Genomic DNA, 17,916 nt, shown 5'->3' on the forward strand with positions numbered 1-17,916 from the left:
GCCTGTCGTAGCGTCCCGGACCTGCTTCCGGGGCGCTAGGGGGTTCGCCGGGCCGGCCCGCGGTGCCTGGCTTCTGCGGTCGGCAGCTGTCCTTCTCGGGCTCAGGTGCGGGTGAGCACCTTACGGGCGGACCGCGCCGAGCAGGCGGCTACACCAGTAGTCGTCGAGGGTGCTGATTTTGATGACGTCTCCGGTCGGGGGGGGGCGTGGACCATCTTGCCGTTGCCGGCGTACATGCCCATGTGTCCCGGGCCCTTGCTGAAGAGCAGATCGCCGGGTTGCAGTTGGTCCAGGGGGACGCGGCGGCTGGCGCCCCAGCCCCATTGTGTGTAGGTGGTGCGGGGCAGTTCGACGCCTCCCTGTCGCCAGGCGGCCTGGGTGAGGCCGGAGCAGTCGTAGGAGCCCGGGCCGGTGCCGCCGTACCGGTAGGGCTTGCCGATCTGGGCGAAGGCGAACTGGAGCGCTAAGCGGGCGTTGCCGGAGGCGGGGCCGGTGTACTGGATGCCGGGGCTGCTGGGGTCGCCGGTCTTGAAGGCGCCGAGCTCGCGCAGGAGTTTGGTCTGCTCCTTGACCAGCTTGTCGACCTTGCTCTTCTCGTCGCGGACCTTGTCGCGGGCGGTCTCGGCCGCGGCCAGGGCGGTTTTGGCCTCGTCGCGCCGGTCGCGCAGCTCCTTGGTGGCCGCCTCGTAGGCGCGGATCTTGGCCGCTCTGGCCTCGGCGATCTCCTGGAGGGAGGCCATGCTGCTGAGGAGCGCCTGCGGGTCGCTCTGGCCGATGAGGCGTCCCCAGAGCGGCAACGGGCCCACCTGGTAGTCGTTGACCGCGGCCGTGACGAGGTCGCGGCGCAGCTCGTCGGCCCGAACGTTCTTGCGGGCGAGTTCGTCATTGAGCGCGGTGTACTTCTTCTTGGCGCTTTTGAACGTCTCGCCGGCCTGGTTGAACTTCTCGACCAGTTGGTCGGCTTGCTCGTTGAGCTTCACGAGCTTGGCCCGGGCCTTGGCGGGCGACGGTTCGGCGACGGCGGCGCCCGGGGCGGCGATCGATGCGGCCAGTGCCAGGGCGGCCACCGCTGTTCACCCAAGCCATGTCGGCACGGCCACTACGACGCCTCCTCGTACTTATCCAAACCTGCAGCGAAATATTACAGACCTTGAAGGTCTGCCGGTCCCGTTCGTGACAGTTCGGTTCGTGAGGTGAGGACTTACTATGACGCATAGCGGATGGTCTGACGATCCTCATGGAGATACGCGGGCCACCTCCACGGCGTTCATGCGCCCGGTCAGGAGCCGGCACACCCGGACGCCGAGCCGGTTGGGTTGGTACGGCCCATGCGGGCGGCGGGACGGACGGTCATGAAAGCCGGCCCGTGGAGAAGAACTGGACGCCCGGCATCGCGATGATCTCGTCATCGACCACATGGATGGCTCTTGACCACGGGAATACCATAGGGGGGTATAGTGTTGTTCCGGGCGACAGACCCGATGGGAGAACTGACATGGCCGGATACACCGACAGCAAGCAGGACCATGCGATGCGGCTGCGCCGTGTGGAAGGGCAGATCCGCGGTCTGCAGCGGATGGTCGAAGAGGACAAGTACTGCATCGACATCCTCACGCAAGTGTCCGCGGCCACAAGCGCGCTGAGGTCGTTCTCCCTGTCGTTGCTCGAGGAGCACCTGGCCCACTGTGTAGCCGAGGCCACCCTCAAGGGCGGTCCGGAGGCGGAGGCGAAGGTCAAGGAAGCCTCCGACGCCATCGCCAGACTTGTTCGTTCCTGACCCGGATGTGAAGGAGAGATCGCTATGAGCACCGCCACTTACACCGTCAAGGGCATGACCTGCGGCCACTGCGTCAGCTCGGTGAAAGAAGAGGTCAGCGAGGTCGCCGGCGTCACGAACGTCGAAGTCGACCTGGCCACCGGGCTGCTGACCGTGGACAGCGACGGCCCCGTCGACGCGGCGAAGATCGCCGCCGCAGTCGAGGAGGCCGGATACGAGGTGGCGAACCCATGAACACCGCAACGAAGCTCGGCTCCTATGTCCTGGGCCTGGCCGTCGTCTTCGGCGGCGCCTTAGGGGCGGGGAAGGCGTTCGGGCCGGTCGCGGCACCGGCGGTGGAGGACCACAGCGCCATGACGGCGCCCACCGCGAGCGCGGAACATGGGGAGCACGCCACCCAGCAGGCGACGAACGATACCCCTGGGGGGCTCCAAGTGTCCGAGAACGGTTACACCCTCAACCCGCTCACCGAGACGATCAAGCCGGGAGAGCCGACCGACGTCCGCTTCACCGTGACCGGACCCGATGGCGGGCCAGTCACCGACTACCAGGTCGAACATGACAAGAAGTTGCACTTCATCGTCGTCTCCCGCGACCTTCGGAGCTTCCAGCACGTACATCCGGAGATGACGCCTGACGGGACCTGGTCGGTCAAGCTGACACTGCCGAAGGCAGGCGCGTACCGCGCCTTCGCCGACTTCACCCCCACCGGCGGTGAGGCGCTGACGCTGGGCGCCGACCTGTCCGTGGCAGGCGACTACAAGCCCGAGGCGCTGCCGCAGGACAGCCGCACCGCGACCGTCGACGGATACACCGTCACCCTGGAAGGGGAGCTGACGCCGGGGCAGGCGAGCAAGCTCACCCTGAGGGTCAGCAAGGACGGCAAGCCGGTGACCGACCTGCAGCCTTACCTCGGCGCCTACGGCCACCTGGTCGCCCTGCGCGCCAGGGACCTGGCCTACCTGCACGTCCACCCGGACGGTGAGCCCGGCGACGGCAAGACCAAGGCCGGACCGGAGATCGTCTTCTACGCCGAGGTGCCCAGCACCGGCGACTACCGGCTGTTCCTGGACTTCCAGCACGAGGGCGAGGTCCGCACCGCCGACTTCACCCTCGGCGCGGGTCGGCAGCCGGCGATCCCGACGCCGGCGCCCAGCGGGCACGGCCACTGAGCGAGAGAAAGGAGAACGGTGATGTCCTCTGTCACTGACGACCGGCAGAACGCGGTCGAGCTCTCGATCGGCGGCATGACGTGCGCCTCGTGCGCCAACCGGATCGAGCGCAAGCTCAACAAGATGGACGGCGTGACGGCGACGGTCAACTACGCCACGGAGAAGGCCAAGGTCACCTTCCCCGAGGACGTCGACCCGCAGCAGCTCATCGCCGAGGTGGAGAAGGCCGGCTACACGGCCGCTCTGCCCGCGCCGCCCAAGACGGAAGCGGCCGAGCAGGAGCCGCAGGACGAGCTCCAGCCACTGCGGCAGCGGCTGGTGACATCGGTGGTGCTGGCGGTGCCAGTGATCGCGATGGCGATGATCCCGCCGTTGCAGTTCACCAACTGGCAGTGGTTGTCGCTGGTGCTGGCCGCGCCGGTGGTGGTGTACGCGGGCTGGCCGTTCCACAAGGCCGCCTGGACCAACCTCCGGCACGGCGCCGCCACCATGGACACGCTGATCTCGATCGGCACGCTCGCCGCCCTCGGCTGGTCGCTGTGGGCCCTGTTCTTCGGCACCGCGGGCACGCCGGGGATGACGCACCCGTTCGCGTTCACCATCGAGCGCAGTGACGGCTCGGGCAACATCTACCTGGAGGCGGCGGCGGGAGTGACGGCGTTCATCCTGGCCGGCCGGTATTTCGAGGCGCGTTCCAAGCGGCGGGCCGGCGCGGCGCTGCGGGCTCTGCTGGAGCTGGGCGCCAAGGATGTCGCAGTGTTGCGCGGCGGTGTGGAGACGCGGATCCCGAGCGACCAGCTCAATGTGGGAGACCGGTTCGTCGTCCGGCCCGGCGAGAAGATCGCCACCGATGGCGTGATCGAGGAGGGCACCTCGGCGGTCGACGCCTCCATGCTGACCGGCGAGTCCGTACCCGTCGAGGTCCGGGCCGGCGACACGGTCACGGGCGCCACCGTGAACGCGGGCGGGCGCCTGATCGTCCGCGCCACGCGGGTGGGCGCCGACACGCAGCTCGCGCAGATGGCCAAGCTGGTGGAGGAGGCCCAGACCGGTAAGGCGCAGGTGCAGCGGCTGGCCGACCGGATCTCGGGCATCTTCGTGCCTATCGTGATCGCGCTGGCCATCGGCACCCTGGGGTTCTGGCTGGGTACCGGCGACGGCGTGGGCGCCGCCTTCACCGCCGCAGTGGCGGTGTTGATCATCGCTTGCCCGTGCGCGCTGGGGCTGGCCACGCCGACGGCGCTCCTGGTGGGCACCGGGCGGGGTGCTCAGCTGGGCATCCTGATCAAGGGGCCGGAGGTGCTGGAGTCCACCCGCCGCATCGACACGATCGTGCTGGACAAGACCGGCACGGTCACCGAGGGCAAGATGACCCTGACCGATGTCCATGTGGCCGAGGGCCAGGACGAGTCCGAGGTGCTGCGCCTCGCCGGGGCGCTGGAGCACGCCTCCGAGCACCCGATCGCCCAGGCCATCGCCAAGGGTGCTGCCGCCCGCGTCGGCGGGCTTCCTGCGCCGGAGGACTTCGCCAACATGGAAGGGCTCGGCGTGCAGGGCATCGTCGACGGGCACGCCGTGCTGGTGGGCCGGCCCAGGCTGCTGGAGGAGTGGTCACAGCACCTCACGCCCGAGCTGGAGCGAGAGCTGCACGCCGCCCAGGCCGCCGGCCGGACGGCGGTGGCGGTCGGCTGGGACGGCGAGGCCCGCGCGGTGCTCGTGGTGGCCGACGTGGTGAAACCCACGAGCAAGGAGGCCATCGAGCGGTTCCGGTCACTCGGCCTTACCCCGGTGTTGCTGACCGGTGACAACGAGGCCGTGGCCAGGACGGTGGCGGCCGAGGTGGGCATCGACGAGGTGATCGCCGAGGTATTGCCCGCCGACAAGGTCGACGTGGTCAAGAAGCTGCAGGCCGAGGGCAAGGTCGTGGCCATGGTCGGAGACGGCGTCAACGACGCCGCCGCGCTCGCCCAGGCCGACCTCGGGCTGGCGATGGGCACCGGCACCGACGCCGCCATCGAGGCCTCCGACCTCACCCTGGTCCGCGGCGACCTGCGGGTGGCGGCCGACGCCATCCGCCTGTCGCGCAGGACGCTCGGCACGATCAAGAGCAACCTGTTCTGGGCCTTCGCCTACAACGTGGCGGCACTGCCGCTGGCCGCGCTGGGGCTGCTCAACCCGATGATCGCCGGAGCCGCGATGGCGTTCTCCAGCGTCTTCGTGGTCAGCAACAGCCTGCGGCTACGCCGCTTCAAGTAGGTCCAACCGCAATGGCTCCGGGCCGATCGGCTCGGAGCCATTCACATCCCTGATGTTGTGACGAACATCCATAGTCCCTGGCCGACGCACATCATGAGGCTGGTCGCGGCGACGAGCCCGGTCAGGGAGAGTCCCACCAGGCCGAGGCCGGCCTTGTGCGACGGTGGAGCGTCGCCGACGAGTTGGGCCACTCTCGCGGCGGCCGCGCCGTCGAAGGCCGCGACACCCGCGGGCGCCGCGTGTCCGTCCATGGCCAGCAGAGCCCCCTCGACGTGACGGGCGCCCACTTGCGCGATCGCCGCGCGGTCGGCGGACAGTTCGGCCCGTTCCTTCTGCACCCGCGCCGCCCACCGCAGCAGCGGAAGGAAGAACAGCACGTCCGTGGCCGCGTCCAACAGCACTCTGCGAAGGGGATCGCGGCGCCGCGCGTGTGCGGCCTCGTGGCACAGGACCGCCCTCAGCTCGTCGTCGCTCAGCTTGTCCACGAGACCCGCGCTCACGTAGACCCGGGGCCGGAGCATGCCGGCGCAGAAAGCCAAGGGCTCCTTCGTGGTCAGTAAAGCCGTCCTGGCGGAGAACGCGGTGTGCGGCAGCCTCGCGAGCCATCAGGCGGACTGCCAGGCCAGCCACGTGGCCCTGGCGGCGACGGAGACGATGCTCACGCCGGCCACGACGGCGAACGCCAACCCCCAGCACTCGGCCATGGTCATGCTCATGCCGAGCTCGGGCGAAGGGCTCCAGAGCAGCCGGATCGCGATCAGCATGAGCACGATCGCGAGCAGGACAGGTCGGTGGCGCAGGCTGTAAAGGATCATCCCCGAGGTTGCCCGCGCCGCCGCCGAATCCACCGCCGCCCTTATCAGCACCGCTCCAGACGCCCGGCAGGCTCGCCTGATCACCTTGCCCGCCCGCACCTGACACCACTCGGTAGCCAGGCAGGCCCGCGGCTCATGCCGCGGGCCTGCCTCGTCTTGTGGGGCGAGCGACCAGCGGACTGAAAGTCTGCTCGGCCACGAGGTGAGCGCGGACGAAGCAAGCACAGGAACCGATTCTTGACCACACGCCAACTGCGGCTTGGCTGAGTGGGCCGTGGAGGTGTTCTGACTTGATCTTCTCTTGATCGTCACATGGGTCTGATGTGACATTGGCGCACTAGATGATCTACCGCATCGCGCAACCCGCGCCGACGAGCAACCACCGAGCAACCAACCGTGATCAACAACGAGATTGGAGGCCGGTGGGAACCGAGAAACCCCAGGTCGATCGCGGTGTTGGAGAGTAGGGCGGGTGGGACTTGAACCCACGACCCACGGATTATGAGAATCCTCGGTTGATGTCGCTCGGTGTCACGGAGTGCTGTTTTGTATTGTCGCGGCCGGAATTATCCCCGTCGTCGTGTCGGTCTGTGCCGACGTGTGCCGTGCTGTATCGCGTGCACGCGAGCAACCACCGAGCAACCATGCGTTCTTGACCATCGGCGCTATGTGCCATTTGTCCCGATCTCGGCGCGGCTGTCTGGGGCCAGGCTTGCGTGGTGAACTCGAACTTTACGGCGGATCGAACGTGTGCGAGCGACCACCGAGCAGCCATCGCCTGGTCATGTGCGTCCACGGGCAGGATGGCTCGCGGTGGACCTCGGATGCGATGCATGGTCTGCCTGACGTGCATGGACGTGGTTTTCGGCAGGCGCAGATTCTGCACATGGCGAGTATCGACCCGGCGCCCCGCCGGGCCGACTTGGCGGCAGTTCCTGACCGCTCAAGCTCACGCGATCATCGCGTGTGACTTCCTGGTGGTCGAGATGGTGTTGCTCAAACGGCTGCATGTGCTGGTCAATATCAAGCATGGCACCCGGCCATTGCACCTGGCCGGAGTGACCACGCATCCGACCGGGGCGTGGCCGGTGCAGCAGGCCCGCAACTAGTGATGGACCTGGGGGAGCGCAGCGCCAGGCTGCGGTTCATGATCCACGGTCGGGATCCGTTGTTCAGCGGCCTTTCGCGAGGTCTTCCGAGCCGAAGGGCTGAGGATCATTCCTCGCGCTGCCGCAGGCGCCGAAGGTGAACTCCATCTGCGAACGGGTCATCGTACTCTACGTCGCGAACTCCTGGACCAGCTCCTGCGTTCGCAAGCCGAAGCTATTTTGGCCTGCGACTTCATCGAGGCCGTCGCGCTCAATGGACAACGTCAGTACATCCCGGCCGTCATCGAGCACGCCACCCGGCACATCCGTGTGTTGAGCACCACCGCCCACCCGACCGCGAGCTGGGCGTTCCAGGCGATGAAGAATCTCATGATGGATTTGGACGACGCGGGCTGCCAGGCGCGCTATCTGATCCGTGACCGGGATGGGAAGTTCCCCGCTCGGATGGAGGAGATCCTCGCCGGGGCCGGCATCCAGACCGTACTCACCGGTATCCGGGTGCCGCGGATGAACGCGGTCATGGAGCGGTGGGTGCAATCGTGTCGCCGTGAGCTTCTCGACCGCTGCCTGCTATGGATCGAACACCACCTGCGGCATGCCCTGCGCGAGTACGAACGGTTCTGCGACCGGCACCGCGCCCCTCAAGCCTTGGCCCAGGCGGCCCCGCTGCGTAACGTCCCGGATCCGATCACCGATCCAGAGCGAATCGCCGGCTTGAACATACGCCGACGAGACCGGCTTGGTGGAGTCCTCAACGAGTACTCGCATGCCGCTTGAACTGCATGGATGGGGTTTTCGGCAGACACAGCACCCAGCGCTCGGCCGGAAGTCTTGTGAAGACGATCAGGGACAACGGATGCGACACCTCGCCACGGATGCTTGTCCAGGGTTGCTGTAGCCGCACTACGGTGATGTCGTTTTCCGCGCTTGGCCGGGTGGGGTGTGCAGTTCCTGGGAGGGCCGGTCATCCGCAGGTAGTTGTGCTGATTTCTTCTCTTGGCCCGGTGGCTGTCCGCCTTGGCCGGGTGGGGTGTGCGAAGGACTGGTCTCGGGGGGCGCGCTCAGCGACGCCTGCTGCGTGCCGGTCGCGGTGGGCCGGCTGTGTGGTTTCGACGACTTGGGGATGTCCGGCAGTGTGGCTGCAGTATGCGGCTGGTGTCGTGGAGGCGTTGCCTGGGCCGCGGCGGCAGCGGGTGGAGTGGTGCGGGTTCGGCGCGCAGTGGAGGTCGGGCGCGGGCGGCTCGTCGGAGCAATGGCGGAGGCGATGATCCGGCGTGGGGCCGGGGTGGCTCTTGTCGGTGTGGCGTTGGGGCGGGCGGAAAGGGCGGCTGGGGGCGGGCTGGTGATGTTGCTCTCCGGGATCGGCACTTCGTCGAAGGTGGGGGAGCTGGCAGGGATGCCCACCAGGAGGGCGGCCGCGACGAGGTGGAGGAGACCGGCCAGGACGGTGGCGGTCCGGATCGCCTGCCCGCGGGTGCGCCGCCGTTCGGTGGTGGCTTGGTGAGGGCGGGTCGTCACCGTGGACGCGTTCTGGCCGACGACATGGATGTCCTCCCGGAGTCGAGGGCGGGCAACGGCAAACCTTATCGATCTAGACATGGATGGTGACGGCGGTCAAGAGCGTCGGGCAAAGATTCGCCGCCGTACGCCTGCCTCACGTGCGTTTCTGCACGTCGTGGGCTTCGGGAGAAGGGGCTTACGGACTGAGTCAGTTGCTGTGAGTTCGCTGGGAGTTGACTCCCAGGTACTTTGCGGAGCGGTTTCAGCGACCTGGACCTTTCACTCTCCGTTACATCTTCTGAGGGTTGGCTGGAACCCCATCTTCGGGCGGATTTTCGCAGCCCGACGGGCCCTCGCAGGCCATTCAACAGTGTGTTCGACTCTTTGAGTGGATCACTTTCTGTGGTTCTTGACCGAATGTGCCGATTTGTGGCGTGATGCGGATGTTTTGCCTCAAGGGATCTTTAGATCCTCCTTATCTGCGACCCCTGGCGGGTCGCGTGAGCGTGGAGTGTGTCCGTGTCGCAATTACCCGTCCCACGACCGCAATCGGCCCAACGGCCCCGACCTAGACGTCACGCACGGTTACGTCGGCATGTCGTCCTCATCACCGCCCTCGCACTGGTGGCCTCGCTCGCTTCGGCACCGCCCGCCGCGGCGCAGAGCGGGCCGGCCGAGCCCGGGCTGCTGTCGCGCACGTCGAGTTGGGTTACCGCGCAGTCGAGCTGGCTGGCCGGGGAGGTGGCCGGCTGGTTCGCCGAGGAGCCGAAGGGGGAGATACGCCCGGCTCAGGCGCCGATCACGTTGCCGGGCCGAGATGGCACGCCGGCGCAGCTGAAGCTGGATCCGGTCAAGGAGCCGGGCAAGCGGGTCAAGGAACTGACCGAGCAGCGCACCGCGGTGAGTAAGACCTTCGAGCTGGAGGACGGCCGCCGGCAGGTGGAGATCTCGGCGGTGCGCCAGCACGTGCGGGACGAGTCCGGCACGTGGCGGCCGGTGGAAACCCGGGTGCGGGAGCAGGCAGAGGACGGTTTCACGCTGGCGGCCGAGCGGACCGGGTACGTCGCCCGGTTCGGCGAGCGCAGTGACCGGCTGGTGCGGGTCGGGCTCGGCGAGGCGCAGGTGACCTTCGGGCTGCCGGGCGAGCCGCGGACGATCAAGCCGGAGGTGGACGGAGCGAAGGTCACCTACCGGGGCGCGTTCGGTGAGGGCGCGGACCTGGTGTACGAGGTGACCGCGTCCGGGGTGAAGGAGGGCATCGTGCTCGCCCGCGCCCCGCAGGGCACCCCGTCGTACCAGTTCACCGTCAGCATGTCCGGAGGGCTGCAGGCCAAGGCGAACCCGGACGGGTCGATCGGTTTCGTGCCGCCGTCCGGCAAGGGAGCGGTGTTCACGATCCCGAAGCCGTACATGATCGATACGGCCGACGACGCGGCCTCGCCGTACGGCAAGCGCTTCTCTGCCGCCGTCACCCAGACGCTGGGCGAGCAGTCGACCTTGACGGTCACCCCCGACGCGGGCTGGCTGGCCGCTCCCGAGCGGTCCTGGCCGGTGACCATCGACCCGACCGTCGTGATCGCACCGGACTGGTCAACCTCCAGCGACGCGATGATCGTCTCCACCTCACCGACCACGAACTACGACGTCGACCTGCGGCTGAGCGTGGGCCGATCGGGGACGAGCGTGTATCGCGGTCTGGTGCGGTTCGATCTGGCGGGGCTGGTCCCCGAGGGGACGACGATCGACAAGGCCGAGATGGGGCTGTACTACGACCAGACGCTGGCCGGCTCGACGGGATCGGTGGCGCTGGAGGCTCGGCGGGTGACCCAGCCGTGGGACCCCAGCACGGTGACCTGGAACTCGATCAACACCGCGATGGGCGAGGTCGCCGCCACCGCGACCTTCCAGGCCGCCCAGGCCAACCTCTGGCACACCTACACCGTCACCGACCTGGCCCGCGCCTGGCTGGCCGGGACGACGCCGAACCACGGCGTGATGGTCAAGGCGGTCAACGAGACGGTGGCGGCGGGCGGCCCGCAGTACGCGGAGGGCGAATGGGCCAAGGGTTTCCCGGAGAACCCGATGCCCAAGCTGACCCTCACCTACGGGACCCCGTCGGTGCAGCTCGGACGGCCGCTGGTGGTACACGCCACCGGCGCGGAGCTGGCCTGGAAGCCCTATGACGGGCCTGGCGAGGTCACCGAGTACCAGATACACCGCAGCCGGGACCTCTCCTTCACCCCGTCCCCGGCCACCCTGGTGGCGCCGCTGGACAGCAAGGCGACCACGTACGTGGACACCTCGGCCACGCCGAACACGAAGGTGGCCTACCAGGTGGTGGCGGTGCGTTCGGCCGGGCAGGCCTCGACGTCGGGGCCGTTGATCGTGGAGCTGCCCAACGCGGGCATCACCGCGGCCACCATCCCGCCCAGCGCCGACACCACGCTGACCAGCTGCCAGCCCAGCGTCGGGCACGACAAGCTGGGCGAGCGCGCGAACCTGTCGGCCGGCTTCGGCGGCACCGCCTTCGGCACGACCAGGGCGCTGCTGAAGTTCGACACCTCCATCATCCCGGCAGGCATCAAGGAGGTCATGGCGAACCTGCGGATCTTCCAGGTTGCCCACCGTGGCCTCGAGCCGAGCTACCACTTCTACCCGCTGACCCGCTCCTTCGACGAGGCCACCGCCTCCTGGCAGCAGGCCGCACCCGGAGTGCCCTGGACGAAGGCGGGCGGCGACCACGAGACCGCCTCAGTGGGGCAGGGCTTCTTCACCTCTCCGACCGACCCGGACTTCTCCAGTTGGTGGGCGCCACGCGGGTTCGACGCGCTGGCGCAGCGCTGGATCAGCGACCCGTCCACCAACCACGGCCTGCTGCTGCGCGCCGACAGCGAGTCGTCCAAGGCCTGCCCGACCAGCGGAGACGGCGACTCCTTCACCTCCTCCGAGGCGGCCGAACCGGAGGTACGGCCGTGGCTGCACGTCCTCTACTACGACCCGACCCAGACCTACAGCGCCCCCAGCACCCCGTCCCGGATGGCCGGCGGCGAGCAGCGGACGGTCGACGTCACGATCACCAACACCACCAGCGAGACCTGGCCGGCCGGCTCCACCCGGCTGGGCTACTTCTGGAAACTGCCGGACGGCACGGACGTGACCGGCGACACCCAGCTGTTCACCCCGCTGGAAGCAGCGCTGGAGCCACGTGACACGGTCACCGTTCAGGCCCAGGTCAAGGCCCCCACGCTGGCCTCGGGCAACCTGGCGGACGCCGCCTCGCTGGTGTGGGACGTGCACGACACCACTACCAACAGCTGGAAGTCCGCCAGCCACCAGCTGCCGCAACTGCCGCAGCAGATCCGCCTGGAGTCCCCGACCAGCGACCTGCTGGGGCTGGAGAAGTTCTACGCCTACACCGGCAAGAACACCGGCGCCGGAGCGACCGCGCTGGTCAACCCGTATGCGGGCAACGTGGTGTGGAACTACAACGCCTTCACCAACCCCTCCCGCGGCGCGCAGACGTTCGTCCGGATGACCTACAACAGCCTGGACACCAGCGCATCGTCGATGGGCTACGGCTGGTCGTTGCAGACCTCCACGCTGCAGCGCCTCGGCTCGCAACTGCACCTCCACCCGCCCGGCCAGCCCTGGCCCGAGCAGGTGCGGCTGACCGACGGGGACGGCACCACCCACGTGTGGCTGCGCGACCCGCCCACCTGCACCTCCAACTGCGAGTACAAGCACCCGCGCGGCGTGCATCTGTACCTGCAGAAGACCGGCTCGGCCGACCCGCTGCGGCAGTGGGTGTTCACCAAGCCGGACCGCACCCAGTTCTTCTTCGACGACGAGGGCTTCCAGTCGGCGATCGTCGACAAGAACGGCAACACCATGTCGTTCACCTACGAACGCCGCCGCTCCAACAACAAGCCCACCAAGTTCCTGCAGTACATCACCGACGCGGCCGGGCGTCGCACCCTGACCTTCGACTATTACGCCAAGGGCCAGGACTACACCTACATCAACGACGCCGGCCAGCCGGTCAACGACACCAAGCTGACCAACCCGCACATCATCGACAACGTCGAGTCGATCACCGACATCGCCGGTCGGAAGGTGACCTTCGCCTACACCGACAAGGGCCTGATGGCCAAGATGGTCGACGGCGCCGGCGACGAGCAAGCGAAGACGTTCGCCTTCACCTACGACGCCACCCAGGGCAACAAGAACGTCAAGCTCGTGGCCGTCAAGGACCCGCGCGGCAACAGCACCAAGCTGGACTACTACGAGGCGCCGGTCGACCCCAAGGACCTGTGGAAGGTCGAGACGCTGACCGACCGGCTCGACGGGGTCACCAAGTTCGACTACGTCGACCCGGACGGCCCGCAGGGCGGCGTCATCAATGCCACCATCACTGACCCGCTGCAGCACGCCACGAAGTACGTCCTGGACGCCTACGGCCGACCCACAACGATCACCAACGCCAAGAACGAGACCACCACGCTGGAGTGGGACCCCGACCACAATGTCACCAAGCTGACCGAGGCCAACCAGGCGTACGCCACCTGGAGCTTCGACCAGAAGACCGGCTACCCGCTGGAAATGCGGGACGCTGAGGCCAACAAGAACGGTACCGCGCCGACCACGCTGGCCTACCAGGGCTTCCTCAACGGCTACGTCGCTGACCTGACGAGTAAGACCTCGCCGGAAGGCCGCAAGTGGGCGTTCGGCTACGACGCCAAGGGCAACCTCAAGACGGTCACCGACCCGCTCGGCGTCAAGACCTCCGCAGACGGTGACTACACCACCGCCTACGACTACGACGACTACGGCCAGCTGATCAAGACGACCGACGCCAACGGCAACCCCACCGAGTTCGGCGACTACCACCCCTCCGGCTACCCGGAGAAGATCACCGACGCCTACAGCAACGTCACCACCACGAACTATGACGTGCGTGGCAACGTCCTGAACGTCACGGACGCGCTGGGCAAGACCACCAGCCAGACCTACGACATCTTCAAGCGCCCGCTGGAGTCCAAGGTCCCCAAGGACCAGGACAAGAACGAGTTCATCGTCACCCCGGCGCCGGTCTACGACCGTGACGACAACGTCACCAAGACCACCGCGCCCAACGGCGCCGTGGCCACCGCCGTCTACGACGCGGCCGACCAGCTCACAGAGTCGGTGCTGCCCAAGGACAGTACTGACGGGCCGGAGCGCAAGGCCACCTTCGCCTGGGACCTGGCCGGCAATCTCAAGACCCAGACCGAGCCCAAGGGCAACCTGTCTGGTGCGAACGCGGCCGAGTTCACCACCACGTATGAGTACGACGAGATCTACCAGCTGACCCACGTCATCAACGCCGACCAGCACAAGATCACCTACAAGTACGACGACGTCGGCAACGTTAAGTACGTAATCGACCCGCGCAAGAACGCCACCGCCGACACCGGCGACTACACCGCGTTTTACACCTATGACCTCAACCACCAGGTGAAGACCGTCAAGGACGCCGCCGGGTTCGAGACGTCCACCGACTACGACCTCGACGGCCTGGTCGTCGGCCAGATCGACCAGGACGACAACAAGACGATCACCGTCTACAACGACCGCGGCGACGTGGTCGAAACCAAGGTCCCGCATTCCGAGACCGACGGCGTCATCAAGTACGTCACCACCCAGTTCGCCTACGACCAGGTCGGCAACAAGACCAAGACCATCACCCCGCGCGGGGTGGAACGCGGCGGTGACCTGGTCGACTTCGTCGCAGAAACCAAGTACGACAAGCTCAACCGGCCGATCGAGGAGATCTACCCCTACGACCGGTCCGACCTGGTCTACAACAAGCCCGACAGCGTCCTGTACGCCTACGACGCGGTCTCCCGGCTGAAGACGATCTCCCACCCGCCCTCTTACGGGCAAACCATCCGCAACGACACCACGATGACTTACTGGGACAACGGCTGGTCCAAGACCACCACCGACCCCTGGGACATCAAGACCACCTACGACTACAACCAGCTCGGCCTGCAGACCAATCGCACCGTCACCAGCGCGGGCGGCTCCAGCCAGCGGGCGCTGGACTGGGACTACTACCCCGACGGCAAACTCAAGACCCACTCCGACGACGGAGTCCCCCTCGGCCTCGACGTCGTCCTGTCCGACAACTCCGACACTGGACAGACCACCACCACCGGCACCTGGACCCTCACCGGCAGCGGCAGCCCGGCATCCAACATCGTCGGCCCCCAGGCCGAGTCGGCCACCGGGTTCGTCGGCTACGACTACGCCACCGCCCCCGCGGGCACCGGCCAATCGTCATTCGCCTGGAACCTGACCACCCCATCGGAGGGCACCTACAAGGTGCAGGTCCGGTACCCGTCCGGCGCCACGGCCACCAACGCCACATACAAGATCAAGCACCAGGGCGGCGAGGCGAGCGTCACGCTCGACCAGACCAAGAACCCCGGCACCTGGGTCGACCTCGGCTCCTACACCTTCACCGCCGGCACCGCCCACAGCGTCACCCTCACCGACGACGCCAACGGCACCGTCGCTGCCGACGCGGTCAAGCTGGTCCGCGACAACAGCGGCGACACCGACGGTGAGAAGAAGGACTTCTCCTACACCTACGACCCCAACGCCAACCTCACCACGATCGAGGACAAGTCCCCGACCGCGAAGATCGACCTGTGGGACATCTCCTACACCAACCTCAACCAGATCGACACGATCAAGGAGTCGCTCGACGGCACGCTGAAGAACACCACCAGCTACGCCTACAACGAAAACAGCGCGGTCACCACGCGCACGCACGACAAGACGGTGGCCTCTTACGGCTACGACGTGCGTGACCTGGTCGAGCAGGTGGTCAACAAGAAGTCGGCCACCGACCCCGCGCCGAAGACCACCCGCTACACCTACACCCCCCGCGCCGAACGCCTGACCGAGACCAAGGCCAACGGCAACACCGTCGCCTACGACTACTTCCTGTCCGGCGTCCTACGCCACTCCATCGAGAAGAAGCCCAACAGCGCGGTGGTGGTGGCCGAGCACACCATCGGCTACCAGGGCAATCTGCAGCGCGTCAGCGACCACGCCAAGATTCAGAACGCCGACAACCCCAGCGCGTATCTGGAACACGACTACGCCTACACCTACGACCCCCGCGACCGCATCACCAAGACCCTCAAAACCCCGGTCGGCGGCGGGGCCGCAGAGGACGAGACCTACTCCCACGACCCCAACAGCAACGTCTGGGAAGAAGAGGTCCTCGGCAAGAAGACCACCTTCACCTACGACCGCAACCGCCTCATGACCTCCGTCACCGACGGAGCCACAGCCACCTATACATACGACCCATACGGGCGGCTGCGCACCATCCAGGGCGGCGGCAAGACCTGGGAAAAGTACACCTACGACGGCTTCGACCACGTCACCCGTCACGAGAAACTCGGCACCGACGGCACCACCAACGCCGTCACCACCTACACCTACGACCCCCTCGACCGCACCACCAGCAAGACCGAGAAGGAAGGCAGCACCAACGCCAAGACCACCATCTACTCCTACCTCGGCCTCTCAGACGAGGTCCTGGACGAAGAGGTGGCCGGCAAACTGGTCAGGTCCTTCCAATACTCGCCCTGGGGTGAGCGGCTGTCCCAGGTCAAGGTCAAGCCCGACGCCACCGAAGAGTCGTCCTACTACGGCTACAACGCGCACACCGATGTCGAGCAGATCACTTCGGAGCGTGGGGACACCCGCGCCACCTACGGTTACACCGCCTATGGCAAGAACGACGACAAGCTCTTCACCGGGGTCGACAAACCTGACCCTGTCGACCCCACCGCCAAGGAGGAGTACAACCCCTACCGCTTTAACGCCAAGCGCTGGGACAACTCCACCGGCATGTATGACATGGGGTTCCGCGACTACAACCCCAACCTCAACCGCTTCCTCAACCTCGACACTTACAACGGCGCCCTCGATGACCTCGCCCTCGGCCTCGACCCCTGGACTAGCAACCGCTACGCATTCACCGGCGGCAACCCCATCAACAACGTAGAAATCGATGGCCATGAGCCACGCCCCTGGCACGATCCGAAATTTGGAGAGAAATCCAAGAAGGAACGGCAGAAGGCGATCAATGAGAACCGGTCCGGCCATGAGCGAATGGTGGCCCGGTTCGCCATCAGAGAAGCAGTTGATGGCGTAAAGAAGGCTCTTAGCAAAATAGGGGCGCCACAGGGCGGTTTCAACGAGAATATGTACTGCAATGGCGCCGTCACATATCTCTGCGACTCCGCCAAGGAGGTAGACAAGAGCCTGAAGCGGGGAGGAGTCTCGCCTCTGGACGGCATCGTCGAAGGACCCATGGGCGGATGGGTAGTCCCCGTTAAACCCGGCACGATTACGCCCATAAGGCCGGGAGCCAAGCCTTGCCATAGCTTTGTACCGGGAACCCCGGTCATCATGGCAGACGGATCGTCGAAGCCGATCGAAGAAGTAAAGGTTGGCGACCAAGTTCTCGCAACCGATCCGGAGACCGGTAAAACGAGAGCCGAGCCTGTCACGGCGATCATGACGAGCAAAGGCGATAAGAATCTCGTCCAAATCAGCATTGATAACGGTGACCGGATCGGCACGGTGATCGCTACGGACCATCACCCGTTCTGGGTTCCTGAACTGCGCAAATGGGTCGATGCTGGCGAGCTAGAGCCGGGCATGTGGCTACGTACCTCGGCGGGAACCTACGTCCAGGTCAAGGCCATAAAGCGATGGACTGCTGTCCAGCGCGTACACAACCTGACGGTCGCCAATGCTCACACCTATTATGTGGTAGCTGATACAGCGTCTATCCTCGTCCATAATAGCAATTGTTCACTCAAGGACATCGCGGCAGCATATCGAGCCAACAAGGCCAATGGCGTAGGAAAGCGTCGGAACGTGGCGGTCGCCGAGTTCGACATCGATGGGACGAATGGACAGTTGATCGGCGTCAGCGGAAAGCATCATAACCCGGGATCGGTGCCGACGCCTAACAATCCAATCTTCGACCCAGGCTGGAAGGATATCGACTCGGAGTGGCTAATTCTCGAGGAGCTTGCCAAATCACTCAATCCAAACTCGACTGGCACTCTGAACATCTATTCCGAACGCGCTGTCTGTTCGGAATGTGTAGGTGTGGTGAGTCAATTCGCGAAACGCTTTCCCGGGGTTCGGATAAATATCAGGACGGGATAGTCCTGTAAGGCGCTGCTCTGCCTCCGTTCTAAGGCAACGGAGGC

Annotated in this window: 10 protein-coding genes; 7 read left to right on the plus strand and 3 right to left on the minus strand. The window is 66.3% G+C overall.

Going from position 1 to position 17,916, the window contains the following annotated elements; all coding sequences use genetic code 11:
- Positions 1–101: 101 nt before the first annotated feature.
- Entirely contained in the window at positions 102–1,067 is a 966-nt protein-coding gene (locus tag HD596_RS42385; RefSeq protein WP_313046317.1) for a C40 family peptidase, read from the minus strand.
- A gap of 428 nt (positions 1,068–1,495) precedes the next feature.
- Between HD596_RS42385 and HD596_RS42390 the strand changes: the two genes are divergently transcribed.
- The 4 genes from HD596_RS42390 to HD596_RS42405 are packed head-to-tail and all read left to right on the plus strand — an operon-like array spanning position 1,496 to position 5,205.
- On the plus strand, positions 1,496–1,777 hold the full coding sequence (locus HD596_RS42390; RefSeq protein WP_185075047.1) for a metal-sensitive transcriptional regulator: 282 nt from the start codon (positions 1,496–1,498) through the stop codon (positions 1,775–1,777).
- A 24-nt stretch (positions 1,778–1,801) separates the two neighbouring features.
- A complete protein-coding gene (locus HD596_RS42395; protein ID WP_185075048.1) occupies positions 1,802–2,011 on the plus strand; it encodes a heavy-metal-associated domain-containing protein in 210 nt (69 codons plus the stop codon).
- Positions 2,008–2,949, plus strand: coding sequence for a DUF8832 domain-containing protein (locus HD596_RS42400; RefSeq protein ID WP_185075049.1), 942 nt, complete (start codon positions 2,008–2,010; stop codon positions 2,947–2,949). The genes HD596_RS42395 and HD596_RS42400 overlap by 4 nt, the downstream gene beginning before the upstream one ends.
- 21 nt (positions 2,950–2,970) lie before the next feature.
- Positions 2,971–5,205, plus strand: a complete 2,235-nt coding sequence (locus HD596_RS42405; RefSeq protein WP_185075050.1) for a heavy metal translocating P-type ATPase — start codon at positions 2,971–2,973, stop codon at positions 5,203–5,205.
- A 41-nt stretch (positions 5,206–5,246) separates the two neighbouring features.
- On the opposite strand, the gene HD596_RS42410 is transcribed toward HD596_RS42405, so the two are convergent.
- Together HD596_RS42410 and HD596_RS42415 are read right to left on the minus strand one after the other, a co-directional pair.
- Entirely contained in the window at positions 5,247–5,798 is a 552-nt protein-coding gene (locus HD596_RS42410; RefSeq protein WP_313047643.1) for a M56 family metallopeptidase, read from the minus strand.
- A 12-nt stretch (positions 5,799–5,810) separates the two neighbouring features.
- A complete protein-coding gene (locus HD596_RS42415) occupies positions 5,811–6,020 on the minus strand; it encodes a hypothetical protein (protein WP_185075052.1) in 210 nt (69 codons plus the stop codon).
- Between the two features lie 851 nt (positions 6,021–6,871).
- Between HD596_RS42415 and HD596_RS42420 the strand changes: the two genes are divergently transcribed.
- The 3 genes from HD596_RS42420 to HD596_RS42430 all read left to right on the plus strand — a co-directional run bounded on the left by HD596_RS42420 (position 6,872) and on the right by HD596_RS42430 (position 17,872).
- Positions 6,872–7,129 carry a hypothetical protein gene (locus tag HD596_RS42420; RefSeq protein WP_185075053.1) on the plus strand — a complete coding sequence of 86 codons (258 nt, stop codon included), beginning with the start codon at positions 6,872–6,874 and terminating at the stop codon, positions 7,127–7,129.
- 219 nt (positions 7,130–7,348) lie between these two features.
- Positions 7,349–7,906, plus strand: a complete 558-nt coding sequence (locus tag HD596_RS42425; protein WP_185075054.1) for an IS481 family transposase — start codon at positions 7,349–7,351, stop codon at positions 7,904–7,906.
- 1,347 nt (positions 7,907–9,253) lie between these two features.
- Complete coding sequence (locus tag HD596_RS42430; RefSeq protein ID WP_185075055.1) at positions 9,254–17,872, plus strand: DNRLRE domain-containing protein; 8,619 nt, start codon at positions 9,254–9,256, stop codon at positions 17,870–17,872.
- Positions 17,873–17,916 lie beyond the last annotated feature (44 nt).

It is taken from the genome of Nonomuraea jabiensis (assembly GCF_014204795.1).
In the GTDB taxonomy this organism is placed as follows: Bacteria; Actinomycetota; Actinomycetes; order Streptosporangiales; family Streptosporangiaceae; genus Nonomuraea; species Nonomuraea jabiensis.